Below are 19,583 nucleotides of genomic sequence, written 5' to 3' on the forward strand. Positions count from 1 at the left end.
AACGCGCGGAGGCCCGCAGGGTCGAGCACGATCGCCCTCTCGACACAGGCTTCAGCGCCCCGGAGGCGAACCGAGCCCCGCAAAAATAAGAGAAGGCGCCCTGCAACGCTGGTCCCCCCACGGGCCGGCGAGCAGGGCGCCTTCCCATGTCCCGGTGCGGATTCCCCCCACGGGATCCGGCCGGGCGTCTGGTGGACCAGCGCCTGAATCGCTGAGCAGAACGAGCAGAACTCGTCCTACCTGTCTCAATCTGTTGTGCGGCGGTGTGCGGTCTGCCGGGACGCGTACGTACGGGAGGGCCGCTCAAAGCTCCCCGGTGCACGTGCCCCGGCAACGCAATTCCGGGAACGTCCCCCAAGACATCCCCAGATGCCAGTCACGCCCCCCAAGACGCTTCTGACATCGCCAACTTAGACTCACGAACCCCTTCGATGGTTACGTTCACATCACTGTGATCTGCGTCTCTTGCCATATGTCCTGAAGATACGCAAGAGACACGATTCGGTGATCGAGGCCCCAGCGTAAGGATGATGCGCGAGCCTTGTGAAGAGCTTATGTGAGGCTGCTTCCGGACTCTAGAGGGACTTTTGCCCGACGGTCACGAAAATGTCCTGAGTCGCAAGCTGTTCGTTACCACGAAAACGGACGAAAAGGCCATAGCCGCCCCCGCGACCATCGGGTTGAGCAGCCCGGCGGCGGCCAGCGGCAGCGCTGCCAGGTTGTATCCGAAGGCCCAGGCCAGATTGCCCTTGATCGTGGACAGGGTCCGCCGCGACAGCCGGATGGCGTCGGCGGCCACCCGCAGGTCCCCGCGGACGAGCGTCAGATCGCCCGCCTCGATCGCCGCGTCCGTCCCCGTGCCCAGGGCGAGCCCCAGGTCGGCCGCGGCCAGCGCCGCCGCGTCGTTGACCCCGTCGCCGACCATCGCGACCGTACGGCCCTCGCCCTGGAGCCGGCGCACGACGTCGACCTTGTCCCGCGGCAGCACCTCGGCGATCACGTGCTCGGGGGAGACGCCGACCGCCGCGGCCACGGACCGGGCCACCCGCTCGTTGTCCCCGGTCAGCAGCACCGGTGTGAGCCCGAGCGCCCGCAGGAGCCGTACGGCCTCGGCGCTGGTGTCCTTGATCGCGTCGGCGACCGTGACGACACCGAGTGCCACACCGTCGCGCACAACCGCGACCGCCGTGTGCCCCTCGTCCTCGGCGGCCTCCTTGGCGCTCTTCAGGGCCTCGGGGAGCGGTCGGTCATGGATCCGGCCCACCTGGACGTCGTAGCCCTCCACGAGGCCGCGTACGCCCCTTCCGGGGAGGTTCTCGAAGCGCTCGACGGGTGGCAGCTCGCCGACGCGGTCCTCGGCGCCCGCGGCGATGGCCCGGCCCACCGGGTGTTCGGAGGCGTGTTCGACGGCGCCCGCGAGACGCAGTACGTCCTCCTCGGTGATGTCTTCGAGGGCGTCTCCGATGGCGTCTTCGGTGACGTACACCTTCTGGAGTGTCATCCGGCCGGTGGTGACGGTGCCGGTCTTGTCCAGGACGACGGTGTCGACGCGGCGGGTGGACTCAAGGACCTCGGGGCCCTTGATGAGGATGCCGAGCTGGGCGCCGCGGCCCGTGCCGACCATCAGGGCGGTCGGGGTGGCGAGGCCGAGCGCGCACGGGCAGGCGATGATCAGCACCGCGACGGCCGCCGTGAAGGCGGCGGTGGTGTCGTCCGTGAGGCCGAGCCAGGCGCCGAAGGTGGCGACCGCGATCAGGATGACGACGGGGACGAACACCGCCGAGATCCGGTCGGCGAGCCGCTGCACCTCCGCCTTGCCGTTCTGCGCGTCCTCCACCAGTCGTGCCATCCGGGCCAGCTGGGTGTCCGCGCCGATCCGGGTCGCCTCGACGACCAGTCGGCCCCCGGCGTTCACGGTCCCGCCCGTGACGGTGTCCCCGACCGTCACGTCCACCGGCACCGACTCGCCGGTCAGCATGGACGCGTCGACGGCGGAGACGCCCTCGACGACGGTGCCGTCGGTGGCGAACTTCTCCCCGGGGCGTACGACGAAACGGTCGCCGACGACGAGCTGTCCCACCGGGATCCGCACCTCACGCCCCTGGCGGAGCACGGAGACGTCCTTGGCGCCCAGCTTCAGCAGCGCCTTGAGCGCGGCGCCCGCGCGACGCTTGGAGCGGGCCTCCAGATAGCGGCCGAGCAGGATGAACGCCACGACCCCGGCGGCCACTTCGAGGTAGATCGTCGACGAGCCCGAAGTGCGCGAGACGGCGAACTCGAAGCCGTGCCGCATGCCCGGCATGCCCGCGTGCCCCCGGAAGAGGGCCCACAGGGACCAGCCGAAGGCGGCGAGCGTGCCGACCGAGACGAGCGTGTCCATCGTGGCCGCGCCGTGCCGGAGGTTGGTGAGCGCGGCCCGGTGGAAGGGCAGCCCGCCCCATACGACGACCGGCGCGGCGAGCGTCAGTGAGAGCCACTGCCAGTTGTCGAACTGCAGGGCGGGGACCATGGACATGAGGATCACGGGTGCCGCGAGCAGCGCCGAGACGGTGAGCCGCTGCCGCAGGGAGGCGAGTCCCGGGTCCGCCTCCTGGGCCCGGGAGGGGTCTTCCCGCTCGGCCTCCGGGGGAGCCGGGGGCGGTGGCTCCTCGGCCGTGTAGCCCGTCTTCACCACGGTGGCGATGAGGTCGGCGACCTCCACCCCTGCGGGGTAGGTGACTTTCGCCTTCTCCGTCGCGTAGTTCACCGAGGCGGTGACCCCGTCCAGGCGGTTGAGCTTTTTCTCGACGCGGGCCGCGCAGGACGCGCAGGTCATCCCGCCGATGGTCAGCTCGACCTCATGGACGGGCTCACTTATGGGGGCCGCTGTGGTGGTGCTCGTCATGTCCGTGCCTGAGATGTCCGTACCGATGCCGGCCTCAGGCCTTGCCGGCCAGCTCGAAGCCCGCCTCGTCGACGGCGGCGCGCACGGCCTCCTCGTCGAGCGGGGCGGCCGAGACCACGGTGACCTCACCGGTGGAGGCGACGGCCTTCACGGAGGAGACGCCGGCGATCTGGGTGATCTCGCCCGAAACGGCGCCTTCGCAGTGCCCGCAGCTCATTCCGCTCACCTTGTAGACGGTGGTGACGGAACCCTGGGTGTCGGTCTCGACGGTCATGTCGTTACTCCTCGTCGGGGCGTGTGGGGTTCGAGTAACCCTTCAGGGCATCTACTTTATACCCCCTAGGGGTATGAATCCAAGAGGGGTCCGGCCGGGGCGGTGGGGTGCCGGGGGTGTCCGGGGTGCGGAAGGTTTTTGTTGGCTGGGTGCGGCGGGTTCTCGTGGGGCCGGGCCGGGTCGGGCCGGTCGGGGCCGACCCGGTCAGGGTGCCGGGGTCCGGGGGGCGTTCGTGGGTCCGGCGGGCAGGCAGTCGCCCACCAGGGGTTCCAGGTAGCGGAGCAGGACGTTCTTCAGCTCCTGGATGTAGGCGTCGCGCTCGGCGCCCTCGCGGCTGAGCACCAGCTCCAGGCCGGCCTTGTACATGGCCACGCAGACGTGCGCGGTGCGCGTGATGTCGGCGGCCGGTGTGTCGGGCAGGAAGGGTGCCAGCAGCGCCTCGATCCGCGTGAGCAGGGCCGTGTGCAGGGCGTCGTGCTGCTCGGCGATCCGGCCGGGGGTGTCCGGGCCGTGCATCAGGGTGAAGATCACCGGGTGCCGGCAGTTGAAGTCGATGAAACGGTCGACGGCGCCGGCCACGGCCTCCTCCAGCGGGGTGGCCGGATCCACCGGGGCGAGCGCGGGCGCCACTGGCTGTGGCGCTGCGTTGGGTGAATCCGAAGCAGCGCGCCGCGACCAGAAGGATGCGATTCCTCGCCGGAATGAAGCCCTGGGGTTCGCTACCGCCGCCGACCTGCTCCTTCCTGGCCTCCCGTTCCTGGGTGTGAGGCTCGGCACAGCCCGCGACCATCAGTTCCCCGTGACGGCCGAGTCACGCACCGTCCAGGGGTGCGGGGAACTGCGCGAGAACCCCCACCGAACCCGCACTCACCCACTCACCCCCCGAACGCCCGCGCGCAGCGCGAAGGGGGTCGAAGGGGCACAGCCCCTGGAGGATGGGACGGGTAGGGGCGGCGGGGGCGAGGAACCTTCGTCCCACGATGCGATGCTGACCGGGGCCCAGAAGGGATCAACGGCCCACAATCGAAAGGTGGGACACATGCGCGCGGTGGTGTTCGAACAATTCGGAGAGCCGGCCACAGTAAAGGACGTCGCCGCCCCCACCCCCACCCCCCACGGAGTCGTCGTGCGGGTCGAAGCCACCGGCCTCTGCCGCAGCGACTGGCACGGCTGGCAGGGCCACGACCCCGACATCACCCTCCCGCACGTACCCGGCCACGAACTTGCCGGCGTCGTGGAGGCGACAGGCACGGCGGTGACCGGCTGGCGCCCCGGCGACCGGGTCACCGTCCCCTTCGTGTGCGCCTGCGGCGGCTGCCCCGCCTGCGCGGCCGGAGACCAGCAGGTGTGCGAGCGGCAGACCCAGCCGGGGTTCACCCACTGGGGCTCGTTCGCCCAGTACGTCGCCCTGGACCACGCCGACGTGAACCTGGTGGCGCTGCCGGAGGAGCTGTCGTACGGCACGGCGGCCTCACTGGGCTGCCGCTTCGCCACGGCGTTCCGCGCGGTCGTCACGCAGGGCCGCGTCGCGGCGGGGGAGTGGGTCGCCGTCCACGGCTGCGGCGGTGTGGGCCTCTCCGCCGTGATGATCGCGGCGGCCTCCGGCGCGAGGGTGATCGCCGTCGACGTATCCCCTCAAGCCCTGGACCTGGCCCGCAAGTTCGGCGCGGCGGAATGCGTGGACGCGTCAGCCGTAACGGACTCAGCCGGAGCGGGCACGGCCGGAGCGGGCACGGCCGCAGCGATACACGACCTGACCGGCGGCGGTGCCCACCTCTCCCTCGACGCCCTCGGTTCCCCGGCCACCTGCGCGGCCTCCGTCAACAGCCTCCGCCGCCGAGGCCGCCACATCCAGGTGGGCCTGCTTCCCTCCGAGACCGGCACCACCCCCGTCCCCATGGCCCGAGCCATCGCCCTGGAACTCGAACTCCTGGGCAGCCACGGCATGGCGGCCCACGCCTACCCCCAGATGCTGGAGCTGGTCCGAGCGGGCATCCTCCGCCCCGACCTCCTGGTGACCTCGACGATCCCCTTGGACGCGGCCCCCGCCGCGCTCGCGGCGATGGGCACGGCACCCGGCAGCGGAGTGACGGTCATCGAACCGTGGAGCTGACCCGCCCACTGCCCTACCGCCCACTGCCCTACCGTCCGCTGCCGGGCCGTCCGCTGCCGGACCGCTCACTGCCGGGCCGTCCGCTGCCGGGCCGTTCGCTGCCGGGCCGCCCCCGATGGGCGGCCCACTCCGGCGCGAGGATCGACATCCGTACGGCGTCGATCCACTCCCCGCCCTGCCACAGCGTCTGCCGCTCGACCCCCTCGGCCACGAACCCGACCTTCTCGTAGGTGCGCCGAGCCCGGGGGTTGTGGCTGAAGACATACAACGACACGCGGTGCAGCCCAAGCCCCTCGAAGGCATGGCCGACCGCCAGCCGCACGGCTTCCGTCCCCAGCCCCCGGTCTTGTCCACCAGGTCCGATCAGGATCCGGAAGCAGCAGCTGCGGTTGGCCTCGTCCCATTCATTGAGCACGGCCTCACCCACCAGCTCGCCGCTCGCCCGGTCCACGATGCCGAGGTCGAGCCGATCGGCCTGGCCGTTGCGGCTGCCGTACCAGGATCGCAGCCGGTCCAGACCGAACTCCTCGGTAGGGCTGCCGGTCAGCCGCACGACCTCCGGGTCGGCCAGGATCCGCGCCATCACGGACGCGTCGTCTTCGGTGAACGGCCGCAGCACGGCCCTCTCACCGGTGAGTACGGGTTTCCCGGAAAAGCTCATCCCCGGATCCTGGACAGCCGACGGACCCGGGGACAAATGAATAAGCGTGATGCGGGGCGGATCAGTCGCCCTTGCGCCCTCGGTTGCCCGGCCTGGAGGCGACCCAGGCGCGGACGGTGTCGGCGTACCAGTAGGGCTTGCCGTTCTCCATGTGGTCGGGGGGCGGCAGCAGCCCGTGTTTGCGGTACGAGCGGACGGTGTCGGGCTGCACACGGATGTGCGCCGCGATGTCCTTGTACGACCATAGGCGTCGGTCGGTCATCAGTGGCACCTCCCTGCGCGCACCACGGCGTCGGCCGGGAGGACCGTTGGGGGAGCCGGGCACTGCGCTGGCGATCACAAGCCTGTGCCCGGTGAACGACACCCGGTGACCACCGGCAAGGGCCGGTGGATCACATGTGACGGAAGCCCCGCATACACATGACATGTGTGACAGGAAGGTGTTTTTTGTGACGAGAGTGACGAATTAGCGCGCCTTGCTACTCAGGGGCAAGGGCAGCGCCCTGAAGGGGCGCGAGGAACTGCGCGATCAGCCACGAACCACCCGCAGCCTCGAACGATCCGCAGTCCCCCACCGCTTCCGAGCCAAAAACCTACGCACCGCAAGACCTCAAGAAGGCCCGAGTCCGCTGAGCGATGGGCAACGGCTTGTCCGGCTCACAGGGATACATGTCCTGCTCGACGATCGCGAACAAGTCCACGTCCAGCTTCTGCGCAGCAGCCAGCACCGGCCCCAGCTCGGGCACACCCTTCGGCGGCTCACACATCACACCCTTGGCCACGGCCGGCCCGAACGGAATCTCGTTCGCGCGGACGTCGGCCAGGATCTCGGGGTCGACCTGCTTGAGGTGCAGGTACCCGATGCGCTCCCCGTACGTCTCGATCAGCTTGACGCTGTCGCCGCCGCAGTAGGCGTAGTGCCCGGTGTCGAGGCACAGCGACACCACCGACGAGTCGGTCCCGTCCAGGAAGCGGACGACGTTCTCCTCGCTGTCGATGTGGGTGTCGGCGTGCGGGTGGACGACGATCTGGAGGCCGTACTTCTCCCGCACCTCCCGCCCGAGCCGCTCGGTCAGCTGGGTGAGGTACCGCCACTGCTCGACGGTCAGCTCGCTGGGCTCCAGCACCTTGCCCGTCTTGTCGTCCCGCCAGAACGACGGGATGACGACGAGGTGCTTGGCGCCCATGGCCTGCGCGAGGACCGCGTTGTCGGCCACGTGCGCCCAGGTCTTCTCCCAGACGTCGGGGCCGTGGTGCAGCCCGGTGAAGACCGTGCCGGCCGACACTTTCAGGCCGCGTTTGGCGGTCTCCTCGGCGAGGACCGCCGGGTCGGTCGGCAGATAGCCGTACGGGCCCAGCTCGATCCACTCGTAGCCGGAAGCGGCGACCTCGTCGAGGAAGCGCTGCCAGGGGACCTGCTGGGGGTCGTCGGGGAACCAGACGCCCCAGGAGTCGGGCGCCGAGCCGACTCGGATGCGCGAGAGTGAGGACTGAGGTGACAACGACGTCATGGGAGTCAGCTTCAGCCCCGGAGCGGAGCGTGTCAATAGGTAGTCCGAATGTCTGGACAAAGTATTGACAGGGTCGCTCCGGCGGGGCTAGACCTTGTCGCAACCGGCGCATGAAGGGAACTCGATGGCGTACGACCTGATCACCATGGGGCGGATCGGTGTGGACCTCTACCCGTTGCAGACGGGGGTCCCGCTGCCGCAGGTGACGTCCTTCGGGAAGTTCCTCGGCGGATCGGCGACGAACGTCGCGGTGGCCGCGTCCCGCCTCGGCCGCACCACCGCCGTCATCACCCGCACGGGCGAGGATCCCTTCGGCGAGTACCTCCACCAGGCGCTGCGCGACTTCGGCGTGGACGACCGCTGGGTCACCCCGGTCCCGGGCCTGCAGACCCCCGTCACCTTCTGCGAGGTCTTCCCGCCGGACGACTTCCCGCTGTACTTCTACCGCCGCCCCAAGGCCCCGGACCTGGAGATCGACGCCCACGAGCTGGACCTCGACGCCATCGCCGGGACCCGGATCTTCTGGGTCACCGGCACCGGCCTGAGCGAGGAGCCCAGCCGTACGGCGACGCTCGCGGCCCTCGCCCACCGGGCCAAGGCCGGTACGACGGTCTTCGACCTCGACTGGCGCCCCATGTTCTGGACCGACCCGGCCGAGGCCCGCCCGTTCTACGAGGAGGCCCTGCGGCACACGACCGTCGCGGTCGGCAACCTCGACGAGGTCGAGGTCGCGACCGGTGTCCGCGAGCCGCAGGCCGCCGCCCGCGCGCTCCTCGACGCCGGGGTCGAACTGGCGGTCGTCAAACAGGGCCCCAAGGGCGTCCTCGCGGTCAACAGCAAGGGCGAGTCCGCCGAGGTCCCGCCCCTCCCCGTCAACGTCCTGAACGGCCTCGGCGCCGGAGACGCCTTCGGCGGCTCCCTCTGCCACGGCCTGCTCGAAGGCTGGGGCCTGGAAAAGATCATGCGGCACGCCAACGCGGCCGGCGCCATCGTCGCCTCCCGCCTGGAGTGCTCGTCCGCCATGCCCACGGTGGAAGAGATCGAGACAGCGGTCGCGGCGGGAGCAGTCCTGTGAACGTCGACGTCTCCGCCCTCGTCCGCACCCGCGTCCACCACCCCGAGGCGATCGCCGAGGCCGCCGCCCGGCGTATCCGGCGCCCCCTGATCGGCGACTCCGGCCGGCTGATGATCGTCGCCGCCGACCACCCGGCCCGAGGCGCCCTCTCCGTCGGTGACCGCAAGCTCGCCATGGCGAACCGGGCCGACCTCCTCGAACGACTGTGCCTGGCACTGTCCCGCCCCGGTGTGGACGGTGTCCTCGCGACCGCCGACATCCTCGACGACCTGCTCCTCCTCGGCGCCCTCGACGGCAAGGTCGTCATGGGGTCGATGAACCGGGGCGGTCTCGCGGGCGCCAGCTTCGAACTGGACGACCGTTTCACCGGCCACCGCCCCGAGGACATGGAGCGCCTCGGCTTCGACGCCGGCAAGCTCCTGCTGCGCGTCGACTACGACGACCCGGGCTCCCTCACCACCCTGGAGTCCACCGCCCGTGCCGTGGACGCCATGGCCGAGCGTGGGCTCCCCGTGTTCGTCGAGCCGTTCATCAGCCGCCGCGACCCCCTCACCGGCAAGGTCAAGAACGACCTGAGCGCCGACGCCGTCACCAAGTCGATCGCCATAGCGGCCGGGCTCGGCGGCAGCTCGGCGTACACCTGGCTGAAGGTGCCCGTCACCGAGAACCCGGACGACATGGCCCGCGTGATGGAGACCTCGACGCTGCCCGCCGTGCTGCTCGGCGGCGATGTCGGCGAGGACCAGGAGGGCGCGTACGAGAAGTGGCGGGGCGCGCTGCAACTGCCCACCGTGCAGGGTTTGGTGGTCGGCCGCTCGTTGCTCTACCCGGCGGACGACGACGTCACCGCCGCCGTGGACACCGCCGTAGGACTGTTGTGAGGGCCGCATGACACAGAAGACCGAGCTGTACGTACCCAAGGGTGCGACCGCGAACGCGCAGTACGTCGTCGACATCGACCCGAAGCGGGCCGGCTGGACCCACAGCAGCCTGCGGATCGTGGAGTTGGAGCCGGGCGGGACTCACATGTTCACGACCGGGGACAGCGAGTGGATCGTGCTGTCCCTCAACGGCGGTTGTACGGTGCGGGTCTCGGGCGAATCGGGTGAATCGGGTGAATCGGTTACACCCGGTGGATCCGGTGAACCCGGCGGCGAAGAGGACCAAGAGTTTCAGATCCTGGGCAGGGAGAGCGTGTTCGCCGGAGTCTCCGACTTCGTGTACGCGCCCCGTGACGCCCGGGTACAGATCGCCTCCGGCGCGGGAGGCCGCTTCGCTTTGGCAGGAGCGAAGTGCGAGCGACTACTCCCCGCCCGCTACGGCCCCGCGCCGGAGGTCCCCGTGGAAGACCGAGGCAGCGGCAACTGCGCCCGTCAGGTGCGCAACTTCGCCTCCGCCGACGCCTTCGAGTGCGACAAGCTGATCACCGTCGAGGTCATCACCCCCGGCGGCAACTGGTCCTCGTACCCGCCGCACAAGCACGACGAGAACCGGCCGGGGGAGGAGACCGAGCTCGAGGAGATCTACTACTTCGAGATCGACGGTCCCCACGGCTTCGGCTATCAGCGCGTGTCCCCCTCGCGCGAGGGCGGCTCCGAGGTGCTCGCCGAGGTCCGTTCCGGTGACGCGGTGCTCGTGCCCGACGGCTGGCACGGCCCGTCCATCGCGCAGCCCGGCCACAGCATGTACTACCTGAACGTGATGGCCGGCCCGGGCTCCGAGCGGCAGTGGCGAATCTGCTTCCACCCCGATCACACGGAGGGATACCGATGACCTCCAAGCCGTCCTCGACGACGACGCGACTCACCGTCGCGCAGGCGCTGGTGCGGTTCCTCTCCGTTCAGTACACCGAGCGCGACGGCGAGCGGCAGCGGCTGATCGGCGCCACCTGGGGCATCTTCGGCCACGGCAACGTCGCGGGCCTCGGCCAGGCGCTGATCGAGTACGCCGACGACATGCCGTACCTCCAGGGCCGCAACGAGCAGTCGATGGTGCACGCGGCCGTCGGCTACGCCCGGCAGTCGAACCGGCTGTCCACGCACGCCGTGACGACGTCCATCGGGCCCGGCGCCACCAACCTCGTCACCGGCGCCGCCCTCGCCACCATCAACCACCTCCCGGTCCTGCTGCTCCCCGGCGACATCTTCGCCACCCGCCCGGCCGACCCGGTCCTCCAGCAGCTCGAAGTCCCTTACGCGGGCGACATCAGCGTCAATGACACGCTGCGCCCGGTGTCGAGGTACTTCGACCGGATCACCCGCCCCGAGGCCCTGATCCCGGCCGCGCTCCAGGCGATGCGCGTCCTCACCGACCCGGTGGAGACGGGGGCCGTGACCCTCGCCCTCCCGCAGGACGTGCAGGCGGAGGCGTACGACTGGCCGGAGGAGTTCTTCGCCGAGCGGACCTGGAACGTCCGCCGCCCGGCGGCCGACGTCGCCGAACTGGCCGCCGCGATCAGCGCGATCCGCGCGGCCCGCCGCCCCCTGATCGTCGCCGGCGGCGGTGTCCACCACGCCCGCGCCGAGGAGACGCTCGCCGAACTGGCCGACGCGACGGGCATCCCCGTCGCCTCCACCCAGGCCGGCAAGGGTTCCCTCCGCCACGACCACCCCCAGGACGTGGGCGGCATCGGCCACACCGGCACCGCGACCGCGAACGAACTCGCCCGCACCGCCGACCTGGTGATCGGTGTGGGCACCCGGTACACGGACTTCACCACCGCCTCCGGCACCCTCTTCGCCGCCGACGGCGTCCGCTTCCTCAACCTCAACATCGCGCCCTACGACGGCCACAAGCTCTCCGGGCTGCCGCTGATCGCGGACGCGCGGTCGGGGCTGGAGTCACTCGCCGAGGCCCTGGAACTGCACGGGCACCGGGTCGCGGACGCGTACGTCGCCGAGTACGCGGAGGACAAGCAGCGCTGGGAGCACCGCGTCGACGCCTGTTACGAGGCCGACGAGCCGGACACCCGGCCCACCCAGGCCCAGGTCCTCGGCCTGCTCGACGAGATCGTCGACGAGTCCGACATCCTCATCAACGCGGCCGGTTCCCTCCCCGGTGACCTGCACAAACTCTGGCGGGCACGATCGCGGGACCAGTACCATCTGGAGTACGGCTACTCCTGCATGGGGTACGAGATACCGGCCGCGATCGGCGTCCGGCTGGCCGCTCCCGGGCGCCCGGTGTGGGCACTGGTCGGCGACGGCACCTATCTGATGATGCCGACCGAGATCGTCACGGCCGTGCAGGAGAACGTCCCGATCAAGGTGCTGCTCGTGCAGAACCACGGGTACGCCTCCATCGGCGGCCTCTCGGAGACGGTCGGCGGTGAGCGGTTCGGTACCGCCTACCGGCACCGCAACCCCGACGACGGCACGTTCACGGGCACCCCGCTGCCCGTGGATCTCGCCGCCAACGCGGCCAGTCTCGGCATGCGCGTCCTGCGCGCCAAGACGGTCCGTGACCTGCGCGTCGCCCTCGCCGAGGCGCGGGCGGCCGACACTCCCACTTGTGTCTACGTGGAGACCCAAACGGCAGACACAGTGTCGGGCCCGCCTCCCGCGCAGGCCTGGTGGGATGTACCTGTGGCCGAGACCGCGACCCGCGCGTCGGCGGTCAAGGCACGCGAGGAGTACGACCGGCACGTCTCAACCCGACGCCGCCATCTGTGAGAAGGAGTTTCTCGGCATGACGAAGATCGTCAACCACTGGATCGGCGGCAAGACCGTCGAAGGCGCGTCGGGTACGTTCGGGCCGGTCACGGACCCGGCGACCGGCGCGGTCACCACCAAGGTCGCCTTCGCGACCGTCGACGAGGTCGACGCGGCGGTGCGGACCGCCAAGGAGGCCTATGTCACCTGGGGCCAGTCGTCGCTGGCCAAGCGCACGGAGATCCTGTTCCGCTTCCGCGCGCTGCTGGACGCCAACCGCGACGCGATCGCGGAGCTGATCACCGCCGAGCACGGCAAGGTGCACAGCGACGCGCTCGGCGAGGTCGCGCGCGGCCTGGAGATCGTCGACCTGGCCTGCGGCATCAACGTGCAGCTGAAGGGCGAGCTGTCGACGCAGGTCGCCAGCCGCGTGGACGTCGCCTCGATCCGCCAGCCGCTGGGTGTCGTGGCGGGCATCACGCCGTTCAACTTCCCGGCGATGGTCCCGATGTGGATGTTCCCGATCGCCATCGCGACCGGCAACACCTTCATCCTCAAGCCGTCCGAGAAGGACCCCTCGGCCTCGATCAAGATCGCCGAACTGCTCTCGGAAGCCGGTCTGCCGGACGGCGTCTTCAACGTCGTCCACGGCGACAAGGTGGCGGTGGACCGCCTCCTGGAGCACCCGGACGTCAAGGCGATCTCCTTCGTCGGCTCGACCCCGATCGCCCGCTACATCCACACCACGGCCGCCGCCAACCACAAGCGCGTCCAGGCCCTGGGCGGCGCCAAGAACCACATGCTGGTCCTCCCGGACGCGGACCTCGACGCGGCGGCCGACGCGGCCGTCTCGGCGGCCTACGGCTCGGCGGGCGAGCGCTGCATGGCGATCTCGGCCGTGGTCGCCGTCGGAGCCATCGGCGACGAACTGGTGGACAAGATCCGCGAGCGCGCCGAGAAGATCAAGATCGGCCCCGGCAACGACCCGACCTCCGAGATGGGCCCGCTGATCACGGCGGTGCACCGCGACAAGGTGGCGTCGTATGTCACCGGCGCGGCGGCCGAGGGTGCGGAAGTCGTCCTGGACGGCACCGGCTTCACGGTCGAGGGCTACGAGGACGGCCACTGGATCGGCATCTCGCTGCTGGACAAGGTGCCCACGTCCGCGAAGGCATACCAGGACGAGATCTTCGGCCCGGTGCTGACCGTGCTGCGTGTCGACACCTACGACGAGGGCATCGCCCTCATCAACGCCTCCCCGTTCGGCAACGGCACCGCGATCTTCACCCGCGACGGCGGCGCCGCCCGCCGCTTCCAGCTGGAGGTCGAGGCCGGCATGGTCGGCGTCAACGTCCCGATCCCGGTCCCCGTCGGCTACCACTCCTTCGGCGGCTGGAAGGACTCCCTCTTCGGCGACCACCACATCTACGGCAACGACGGCACCCACTTCTACACCCGGGGCAAGGTCGTCACCACCCGCTGGCCCGACCCGGCCGACGGCCCCACCGGCGTCGACCTGGGCTTCCCGCGCAACCACTGACCACCACGCCCGTCCACATGCAGTTCCCCGCGCCCCGTCAGGGCCGCGGGGAACTGTTTTTTCTGGGGCGTGGGGAGCCTCTCTCAAGGGGCGCGGGCGAGCCGCCTTCAAGGGGCGCGGGGAACTGCGCGATCAACCACGACGAACCCGCACCCGCCAACAAATCCCACCCCCCGAGCTATGAGGCGACTATGAGGCGCCAAGGGGGTCGAAGGGGCACAGCCCCTGGGGGACGGGACGGGAAGGGACGGGAAGGGGCGGCGGGGGCGAGAAAAGACCCGGGCCCGCCCCCACTTATCAGGTTGCTGTCAGCTCCGCACCCCACCCCCGCATACCGCGACCGCTGTATGCCGAATTCCTCCCGTACGACCGTGGGATGGCCCACTCTTCACCCCGGAGAGGGCCATGGGGCACCGGTGGTGCCCCTTACCGTTGAACGCATGGATCTTCGAATGCCCGGACCGCGACTGCGCGGAGCGCTGCGGCGGAGGCCGCGGCGGACCATCGCCGCCGCGGCCGCCGTCGTCGTGCTCGCCGGCGCGGGCACCTGGACGGCCACCGCCTCGGACGAAGCGGCGCCGGTGAAGCGCACCGACCAGGTCATGGGCACGGCCGAGGGCGTGCGCATCGACACCTCGTACTTCACCTCCGGCTCGGACGGCCGCCGCCCCGCCGTCCTGCTCGCGCACGGCTTCGGCGGCAGCAAGGACGACGTCCGGCAGCAGGCCGAGGACCTCGCCCGCGACGGCTACGCGGTGCTGACCTGGTCCGCGCGCAGCTTCGGCGAGTCGACGGGCAAGATCGGCCTGAACGACCCGAAGGGCGAGGTCGCCGACGTCTCCAAGCTGATCGACTGGCTCGCGAAGCGCCCCGACGTCCAGCTGGACAAGGACGGCGACCCGCGCGTCGGCGCCGCCGGCGCCTCGTACGGCGGGGCGGTCTCGCTGCTGGCCGCCGGGTACGACGACCGGGTGGACGCCATCGCCCCCGCGATCACGTACTGGAACCTGTCGGACGCCCTCTTCCCGAACGGCGTGTTCAAGAAGCTGTGGGCCGGCCTCTTCGTCAACAGCGGCGGCGGCTGCGACAAGTTCGAGACGCAGCTCTGCGAGATGTACCAGCGGGTCGCCGAGTCCGGGCAGCCCGACGCGGAGGCCGTGAAGCTCCTCGACGAGCGCAGCCCCGAGGCCGTCGGCGACCGCATCAAGGTGCCCACGCTGCTGCTCCAGGGCCAGACCGACTCCCTCTTCCCGCTCGGTCAGGCCGACGCCGCCGCCAAGGCGATCAAGGCCAACGGCGCGCCCGTGGAGGTCGACTGGATCTCCGGCGGCCACGACGGCGGCGACATGGAGACCTCCCGTGTCCAGTCCCGGGTGAACTCCTGGTTCGACCGCTACCTCAAGGACGACAAGAGCGCGGACACCGGCTCGGCGTTCCGCGTCACCCGCACCCTCGGCACCGGCTCCGGCGACGGCGAACCCCGCCTGAGCGGCACGACCGACGACGCCTACCCGGGCCTGGAGAGCGACCCCACGTCGATCGCCCTCGCCGGACGCGAGCAGAGCTTCGAGAACCCGGCCGGCGCCAACCCGCCCGCCGTGTCGGCCCTGCCCGGCCTCGGCGCCGGCGGCGGCCTCGCCCAGCTGTCCTCGCTCGGCGTCAGTATCTCCCTCGACTTCCCCGGCCAGTTCGCCGCGTTCCAGTCGAAGCCCGTCGCGGACGACCTCCAGATCACCGGCTCGCCCACGGCCACGGTCCACGTGAAGTCGACCAGCGAGGACGCCGTCCTCTTCGCCAAGGTGTACGACGTAGGCCCGGACGGCCGGTCCCAGGTCCTGCCCTCCCAGCTCGTCGAGCCCCTCCGGGTGGAGGGCGCGAAGTCCGGCAAGGACGTGAAGCTCACCCTCCCGGCCATCGACCACGAACTCGACGACGGCCACAGCCTGCGCCTCGTCCTCGCCTCCACCGACCTCGGCTACGCCTCCCCGACGACCCCGGCGACGTACACCGTCTCCCTCAAGGGCGACCTGGAGGTGCCCACGCCGCTCGGCCGGGCCGACCGCACGGACGTCCTGCCCGCCTGGGTCTGGTACCTGCCGGTCAGCGGCGCCGTGATCGCGGCCGTCCTGCTGGTCACGGGACGCCGCCGCATCGTCACCCCGGCCCCGGATCCCGCGCTGGCCGAGGTCCCGCTGCAGATCACCGACCTGAGCAAGAAGTACAAGAACGGTGACCGCTACAGCGTCCGCGATCTCTCCTTCCGCGTCGAGAAGGGCCAGGTACTCGGCCTCCTCGGGCCGAACGGCGCGGGCAAGACGACGACCCTGCGCATGCTGATGGGCCTGATCCAGCCGGACGGCGGCCAGATCCGCGTCTTCGGCCACGCGATCGTGCCGGGCGCCCCGGTGCTCTCCCGGGTCGGCGCCTTCGTCGAGGGCGCGGGCTTCCTCCCGCACCTGTCCGGCCGCGAGAACCTGGAGCTGTACTGGGCGGCCACCGGCCGCCCGGCCGAGGACGCCCACCTCGACGAGGCCCTGAAGATCGCCGGCCTCGGCGACGCCCTGGCCCGCGCGGTCCGCACCTACTCCCAGGGCATGCGCCAGCGCCTGGCCATCGCCCAGGCCATGCTCGGCCTGCCCGACCTGCTGATACTCGACGAGCCGACGAACGGACTCGACCCGCCGCAGATCCGCGAGATGCGCGAGGTCATGATCCGGTACGCGGCGGCCGGCCGCACGGTCATCGTCTCCAGCCACCTGCTGGCGGAGGTCGAGCAGACCTGTACGCACCTGGTCGTCATGGATCACGGCAAGCTCGTCCAGGCGGGCCCCGTGAGCGAGATCGTCGGCTCCGGCGACACGCTGCTGGTCGGCACGTCCGAGCCCGTGGACGAGCCCGTCGTCGAGAAGATCGCCGCCCTGCCGGGCGTCGACTCGGCCGTCCGTGCCGACGAGGGCCTGGTGGTCCGCCTCGACGCCGACGGCAGCGCCCAGCGCCTGGTCGCCGAACTCGTCCGGCTGGAAGTACCCGTGGAGTCGGTCGGCCCGCACCGCCGCCTCGAAGACGCCTTCCTCACCCTGATCGGAGAGTCCGCATGAGCACGCTGGCCGAGCGTGCCGAGCACGCAGAACCCGTCGAGGTCGCCGACGGCTACCGCGCGGGCCGCACCCTGCCCCTCGGGGTCGAGCTGGTCCGGCAGCTGAAGCGCCGGCGCACGATGGTCATGGGCGGCATCCTGTTCGCCCTGCCGCTCGTGCTGCTGATCGCCTTCCAGGTCGGCGGTACACCCGGCGAGGGCAACAACCGGGCCAACCTGATGGACACGGCCACGGCGTCCGGCGCGAACTTCGCCGCGGTCAACCTGTTCGCCGCCGCGGGCTTCCTGCTCGTCATCCCCGTCGCGCTGTTCTGCGGCGACACGGTCGCCTCGGAGGCCAGCTGGGCCTCCCTGCGCTACCTCCTCGCCGCGCCCGTGCCCCGCGCCCGGCTGCTGTGGTCCAAGCTCGTCGTCGGCCTCACCCTCAGCCTGGCGGCGCTGGTGCTGCTGCCGGTCGTCGCACTCGCCGTCGGCACGGCGGCGTACGGCTGGGGTCCGTTGGAGCTGCCCACCGGCGGTGAGATCGCGCCGGGCGCCGCCGCCCAGGCCCTGCTGATCACCGTGGCGTACATCTTCGTGTCCCAACTGGTCACCGCGGCCATGGCGTTCTGGCTCTCCACGAAGACCGACGCCCCGCTCGGCGCGGTCGGCGGCGCCGTCGGGCTCACCATCGTCGGCAGCGTCCTCGACGAGGTGACCGCCCTCGGCGACTGGCGCGACTTCCTGCCCACGCACTGGCAGTACGCCTGGCTGGACGTCGTCAACCCGCAGCCCGACTACACCGACATGATCCAGGGCGTCTCCATCTCCATAACGTACGCGCTGGTGCTGTTCGCCCTGGCCTTCCGGGGTTTCAGCCGCAAGGACGTCGTCTCCTAGGTCAACGGAGGATCACCCACCGGTCTCGACAGGCCCCCGTCGTGGCCGCTTCGAGACGCATCCGCAACACCCCGTAGCGCACATCCGGGCCCCCTCCGCCGTCACAGTCACAACAGTCGCCCGCGGAAAGGCGACAGCTGACGTGGCTAGGGGGCCCGGATGCACACGTATCGCAGGACAGGGACGACACGGCAACGGATGGGCACGGCACTCCTCGCCCTGGGCACGGCCGGAGCCCTGCTCCTCACCGGCTGCGGCAACGGCGGCGTCGACCGGGGCAACTCCTCGGCGTACGACCGCTCACAGAACGGCGGCACGACGGACGGCTTCCCGGCCCCGGCACCCGAGGGCACCGGCACCGGTGAACAGCGGGGCGAGCAGCCGGACGACGAGTCCCGGGACATCGCCCCGTCCCCAGACCACCTCTCCACCTTCGCCCTCGACGTCGACACCGCCTCCTACGGCTACGTCCGCCGCACCCTGGACGACGGCAGCCTGCCCGACCCGTCGACGGTCCGCCCGGAGGAGTTCGTCAACAGCTTCCGCCAGGACTACGAACGCCCCGACGGCGACGGCTTCTCGGTCACCGTCGACGGTGCCTACACGACGGGCATGGAGTGGTCCCTCGTCCGCGTCGGCCTCGCCACCCGAGCCGCCGAGGGCGACAGCAAGCGCCCTCCCGCCGCCCTCACCTTCGTCATCGACGTCTCCGGCTCCATGTCCGAACCGGGCCGCCTCGACCTCGCCAAGGAGGCCCTGCAGACGATGACGAACCGGCTGCGCGACGACGACTCCGTCGCCATCGTCACCTTCAGCGACGAGGCCGAGACCGTCCTGCCGATGACCCGCCTCGCCGACAACCGCGGCGAGATCCGTGAGGCGGTCGACAGCCTGGAACCCACCGACTCCACCAACCTCGCCGCGGGCGTCGAGACCGGCTACGAGACCGCCGTCGAAGGCCTGCGCAAGGGCGCCACCAACCGCGTCGTGCTCCTCTCCGACGCCCTCGCCAACACCGGCTCCACCGATGCCGACACCATCCTCGAACGCATCGCGAGCGAACGCCGCGAACACGGCATCACCCTCTTCGGCGTCGGCGTCGGCAGCGACTACGGCGACGCCCTCATGGAACAACTCGCCGACAAGGGCGACGGCCACACCACGTACGTCTCCACCGAGGAGGAGGCCGAAAAGGTGTTCTGCGAGGAACTCCCCCGCCACGTCGACCTCACCGCCCGCGACGCCAAGGCCCAGGTCTCCTTCGACCCGGCGACGGTCGAGGAGTTCCGCCTGATCGGCTACGACAACCGGCAGGTCGCCGACGAGGACTTCCGCGACGACCGCGTCGACGGCGGCGAGATCGGCCCCGGCCACACCGTCACCGCCCTCTACCTCGTCCGCACCAAGGCGGGCACCGAAGGCGGCCACCTCGCCACCGCCACGGTTCGCTGGCTGGACCCCGACAACCGCACCCCGCACGAGGAGTCGGCCGGCCTGGAGTCATCGACCCTCCACGACGACCTGTGGGCCACATCTCCCTATGGCCTCCAAGTAGCCGCCGTGGCCGCCTACTTCGCCGACACCCTCCGCCAGGAGGACACCCGCTGGACCGACCTCCCGGCCCGCCCCTCGCTCCGCGAACTCTCCTACCGCGCCGACGCCCTGGCCCGGGACCGCGAGGACAAGGACCTGTACGACCTCGCCGAAGCGATCAAAACGGCGGACGAGATGCTGACTTGACGACCTGGTCGCAGACAGCCGCGACCGTTTGGCGTAGCCGCGTGCGCCGCGACGACCTCGCGTAGCTACATGCAGCCGCAGTGGCCTCGCGTAGCTGCGGGCAGTCGTGCCGCTGGGGGCGGCACGGGTGGGTTTCGCTCACCGGCGCTCACCGGCACC

At 70.8% G+C, this 19,583-nt stretch carries 14 protein-coding genes and 1 pseudogene; 9 read left to right on the top strand and 6 right to left on the bottom strand.

All coding sequences use genetic code 11. From position 1 onward, the window contains the following. Positions 1 to 598: 598 nt before the first annotated feature. The 3 genes and pseudogenes from ACFU53_RS37145 to ACFU53_RS37155 form a co-directional block, all read right to left on the bottom strand. Positions 599 to 2,884 (bottom strand): heavy metal translocating P-type ATPase, encoded by a 2,286-nt coding sequence (locus ACFU53_RS37145; protein WP_384002917.1) that lies wholly within the window; start codon positions 2,882 to 2,884, stop codon positions 599 to 601. A gap of 34 nt (positions 2,885 to 2,918) precedes the next feature. Continuing rightward, positions 2,919 to 3,158, bottom strand: a complete 240-nt coding sequence (locus ACFU53_RS37150) for a heavy-metal-associated domain-containing protein (protein ID WP_384002920.1) — start codon at positions 3,156 to 3,158, stop codon at positions 2,919 to 2,921. A gap of 204 nt (positions 3,159 to 3,362) precedes the next feature. Next, positions 3,363 to 3,779 (bottom strand): annotated as a pseudogene (locus tag ACFU53_RS37155) (TetR/AcrR family transcriptional regulator); the annotation flags it as partial. Positions 3,780 to 4,197: 418 nt separating this feature from the next. Here ACFU53_RS37155 and ACFU53_RS37160 point away from each other — a divergent pair. After that, positions 4,198 to 5,271: a zinc-dependent alcohol dehydrogenase family protein gene (locus ACFU53_RS37160; protein ID WP_384002922.1), complete on the top strand. Its 1,074-nt coding sequence runs from the start codon at positions 4,198 to 4,200 to the stop codon at positions 5,269 to 5,271. A 28-nt stretch (positions 5,272 to 5,299) separates the two neighbouring features. On the opposite strand, the gene ACFU53_RS37165 is transcribed toward ACFU53_RS37160, so the two are convergent. From ACFU53_RS37165 to ACFU53_RS37175, 3 genes are all read right to left on the bottom strand, one after another. Next, a complete protein-coding gene (locus ACFU53_RS37165; RefSeq protein ID WP_384002925.1) occupies positions 5,300 to 5,932 on the bottom strand; it encodes a GNAT family N-acetyltransferase in 633 nt (210 codons plus the stop codon). A 61-nt stretch (positions 5,933 to 5,993) separates the two neighbouring features. Beyond that, positions 5,994 to 6,194 carry a helix-turn-helix transcriptional regulator gene (locus ACFU53_RS37170; RefSeq protein ID WP_384002928.1) on the bottom strand — a complete coding sequence of 67 codons (201 nt, stop codon included), beginning with the start codon at positions 6,192 to 6,194 and terminating at the stop codon, positions 5,994 to 5,996. Positions 6,195 to 6,525: 331 nt separating this feature from the next. After that, on the bottom strand, positions 6,526 to 7,443 hold the full coding sequence (locus ACFU53_RS37175) for a sugar phosphate isomerase/epimerase family protein (protein ID WP_384002931.1): 918 nt from the start codon (positions 7,441 to 7,443) through the stop codon (positions 6,526 to 6,528). 124 nt (positions 7,444 to 7,567) lie between these two features. On the opposite strand from ACFU53_RS37175, the gene iolC reads away from it, so the two are divergent. The 8 genes from iolC to ACFU53_RS37215 all read left to right on the top strand — a co-directional run bounded on the left by iolC (position 7,568) and on the right by ACFU53_RS37215 (position 19,424). Continuing rightward, positions 7,568 to 8,518 (top strand): 5-dehydro-2-deoxygluconokinase, encoded by a 951-nt coding sequence (gene iolC / locus ACFU53_RS37180; RefSeq protein WP_384002934.1) that lies wholly within the window; start codon positions 7,568 to 7,570, stop codon positions 8,516 to 8,518. Then, positions 8,515 to 9,399: a deoxyribose-phosphate aldolase gene (locus tag ACFU53_RS37185; RefSeq protein WP_384002937.1), complete on the top strand. Its 885-nt coding sequence runs from the start codon at positions 8,515 to 8,517 to the stop codon at positions 9,397 to 9,399. The genes iolC and ACFU53_RS37185 overlap by 4 nt, the downstream gene beginning before the upstream one ends. A 7-nt stretch (positions 9,400 to 9,406) precedes the next feature. Next, positions 9,407 to 10,291, top strand: coding sequence for a 5-deoxy-glucuronate isomerase (gene iolB, locus ACFU53_RS37190; RefSeq protein ID WP_384002940.1), 885 nt, complete (start codon positions 9,407 to 9,409; stop codon positions 10,289 to 10,291). Further along, a complete protein-coding gene (iolD, locus tag ACFU53_RS37195) occupies positions 10,288 to 12,189 on the top strand; it encodes a 3D-(3,5/4)-trihydroxycyclohexane-1,2-dione acylhydrolase (decyclizing) (RefSeq protein ID WP_384002943.1) in 1,902 nt (633 codons plus the stop codon). The genes iolB and iolD overlap by 4 nt, the downstream gene beginning before the upstream one ends. A 16-nt stretch (positions 12,190 to 12,205) precedes the next feature. Further along, positions 12,206 to 13,708: a CoA-acylating methylmalonate-semialdehyde dehydrogenase gene (gene mmsA / locus ACFU53_RS37200; protein WP_384002947.1), complete on the top strand. Its 1,503-nt coding sequence runs from the start codon at positions 12,206 to 12,208 to the stop codon at positions 13,706 to 13,708. A gap of 440 nt (positions 13,709 to 14,148) precedes the next feature. Next, a complete protein-coding gene (locus tag ACFU53_RS37205) occupies positions 14,149 to 16,806 on the top strand; it encodes an alpha/beta fold hydrolase (RefSeq protein ID WP_384002950.1) in 2,658 nt (885 codons plus the stop codon). Then, complete coding sequence (locus ACFU53_RS37210) at positions 16,803 to 17,684, top strand: ABC transporter permease (protein ID WP_384002953.1); 882 nt, start codon at positions 16,803 to 16,805, stop codon at positions 17,682 to 17,684. Before ACFU53_RS37205 ends, ACFU53_RS37210 begins: the two co-directional genes overlap by 4 nt. A gap of 159 nt (positions 17,685 to 17,843) precedes the next feature. Continuing rightward, positions 17,844 to 19,424 (top strand): von Willebrand factor type A domain-containing protein, encoded by a 1,581-nt coding sequence (locus ACFU53_RS37215; protein ID WP_384002956.1) that lies wholly within the window; start codon positions 17,844 to 17,846, stop codon positions 19,422 to 19,424. Positions 19,425 to 19,583 lie beyond the last annotated feature (159 nt).

The organism is Streptomyces sp. NPDC057474 (assembly GCF_042802555.1).
Taxonomy (GTDB): domain Bacteria; phylum Actinomycetota; class Actinomycetes; order Streptomycetales; family Streptomycetaceae; genus Streptomyces.

What these genes read in the sequence shown, in the direction of transcription:
- ACFU53_RS37210 (WP_384002953.1), top strand. Translation starts at nt 16,803, where the DNA reads ATGAGCACGCTGGCCGAGCGTGCCGAGCACGCAGAACCCGTCGAGGTC.
- iolC (WP_384002934.1), top strand. Translation starts at nt 7,568, where the DNA reads ATGGCGTACGACCTGATCACCATGGGGCGGATCGGTGTGGACCTCTAC.
- ACFU53_RS37165 (WP_384002925.1), bottom strand. Translation starts at nt 5,932, where the DNA reads ATGAGCTTTTCCGGGAAACCCGTACTCACCGGTGAGAGGGCCGTGCTG.
- ACFU53_RS37160 (WP_384002922.1), top strand. Translation starts at nt 4,198, where the DNA reads ATGCGCGCGGTGGTGTTCGAACAATTCGGAGAGCCGGCCACAGTAAAG.
- iolD (WP_384002943.1), top strand. Translation starts at nt 10,288, where the DNA reads ATGACCTCCAAGCCGTCCTCGACGACGACGCGACTCACCGTCGCGCAG.
- ACFU53_RS37170 (WP_384002928.1), bottom strand. Translation starts at nt 6,194, where the DNA reads ATGACCGACCGACGCCTATGGTCGTACAAGGACATCGCGGCGCACATC.
- ACFU53_RS37205 (WP_384002950.1), top strand. Translation starts at nt 14,149, where the DNA reads ATGGATCTTCGAATGCCCGGACCGCGACTGCGCGGAGCGCTGCGGCGG.
- ACFU53_RS37145 (WP_384002917.1), bottom strand. Translation starts at nt 2,884, where the DNA reads ATGACGAGCACCACCACAGCGGCCCCCATAAGTGAGCCCGTCCATGAG.
- mmsA (WP_384002947.1), top strand. Translation starts at nt 12,206, where the DNA reads ATGACGAAGATCGTCAACCACTGGATCGGCGGCAAGACCGTCGAAGGC.
- ACFU53_RS37215 (WP_384002956.1), top strand. Translation starts at nt 17,844, where the DNA reads ATGCACACGTATCGCAGGACAGGGACGACACGGCAACGGATGGGCACG.
- ACFU53_RS37175 (WP_384002931.1), bottom strand. Translation starts at nt 7,443, where the DNA reads ATGACGTCGTTGTCACCTCAGTCCTCACTCTCGCGCATCCGAGTCGGC.
- iolB (WP_384002940.1), top strand. Translation starts at nt 9,407, where the DNA reads ATGACACAGAAGACCGAGCTGTACGTACCCAAGGGTGCGACCGCGAAC.
- ACFU53_RS37150 (WP_384002920.1), bottom strand. Translation starts at nt 3,158, where the DNA reads ATGACCGTCGAGACCGACACCCAGGGTTCCGTCACCACCGTCTACAAG.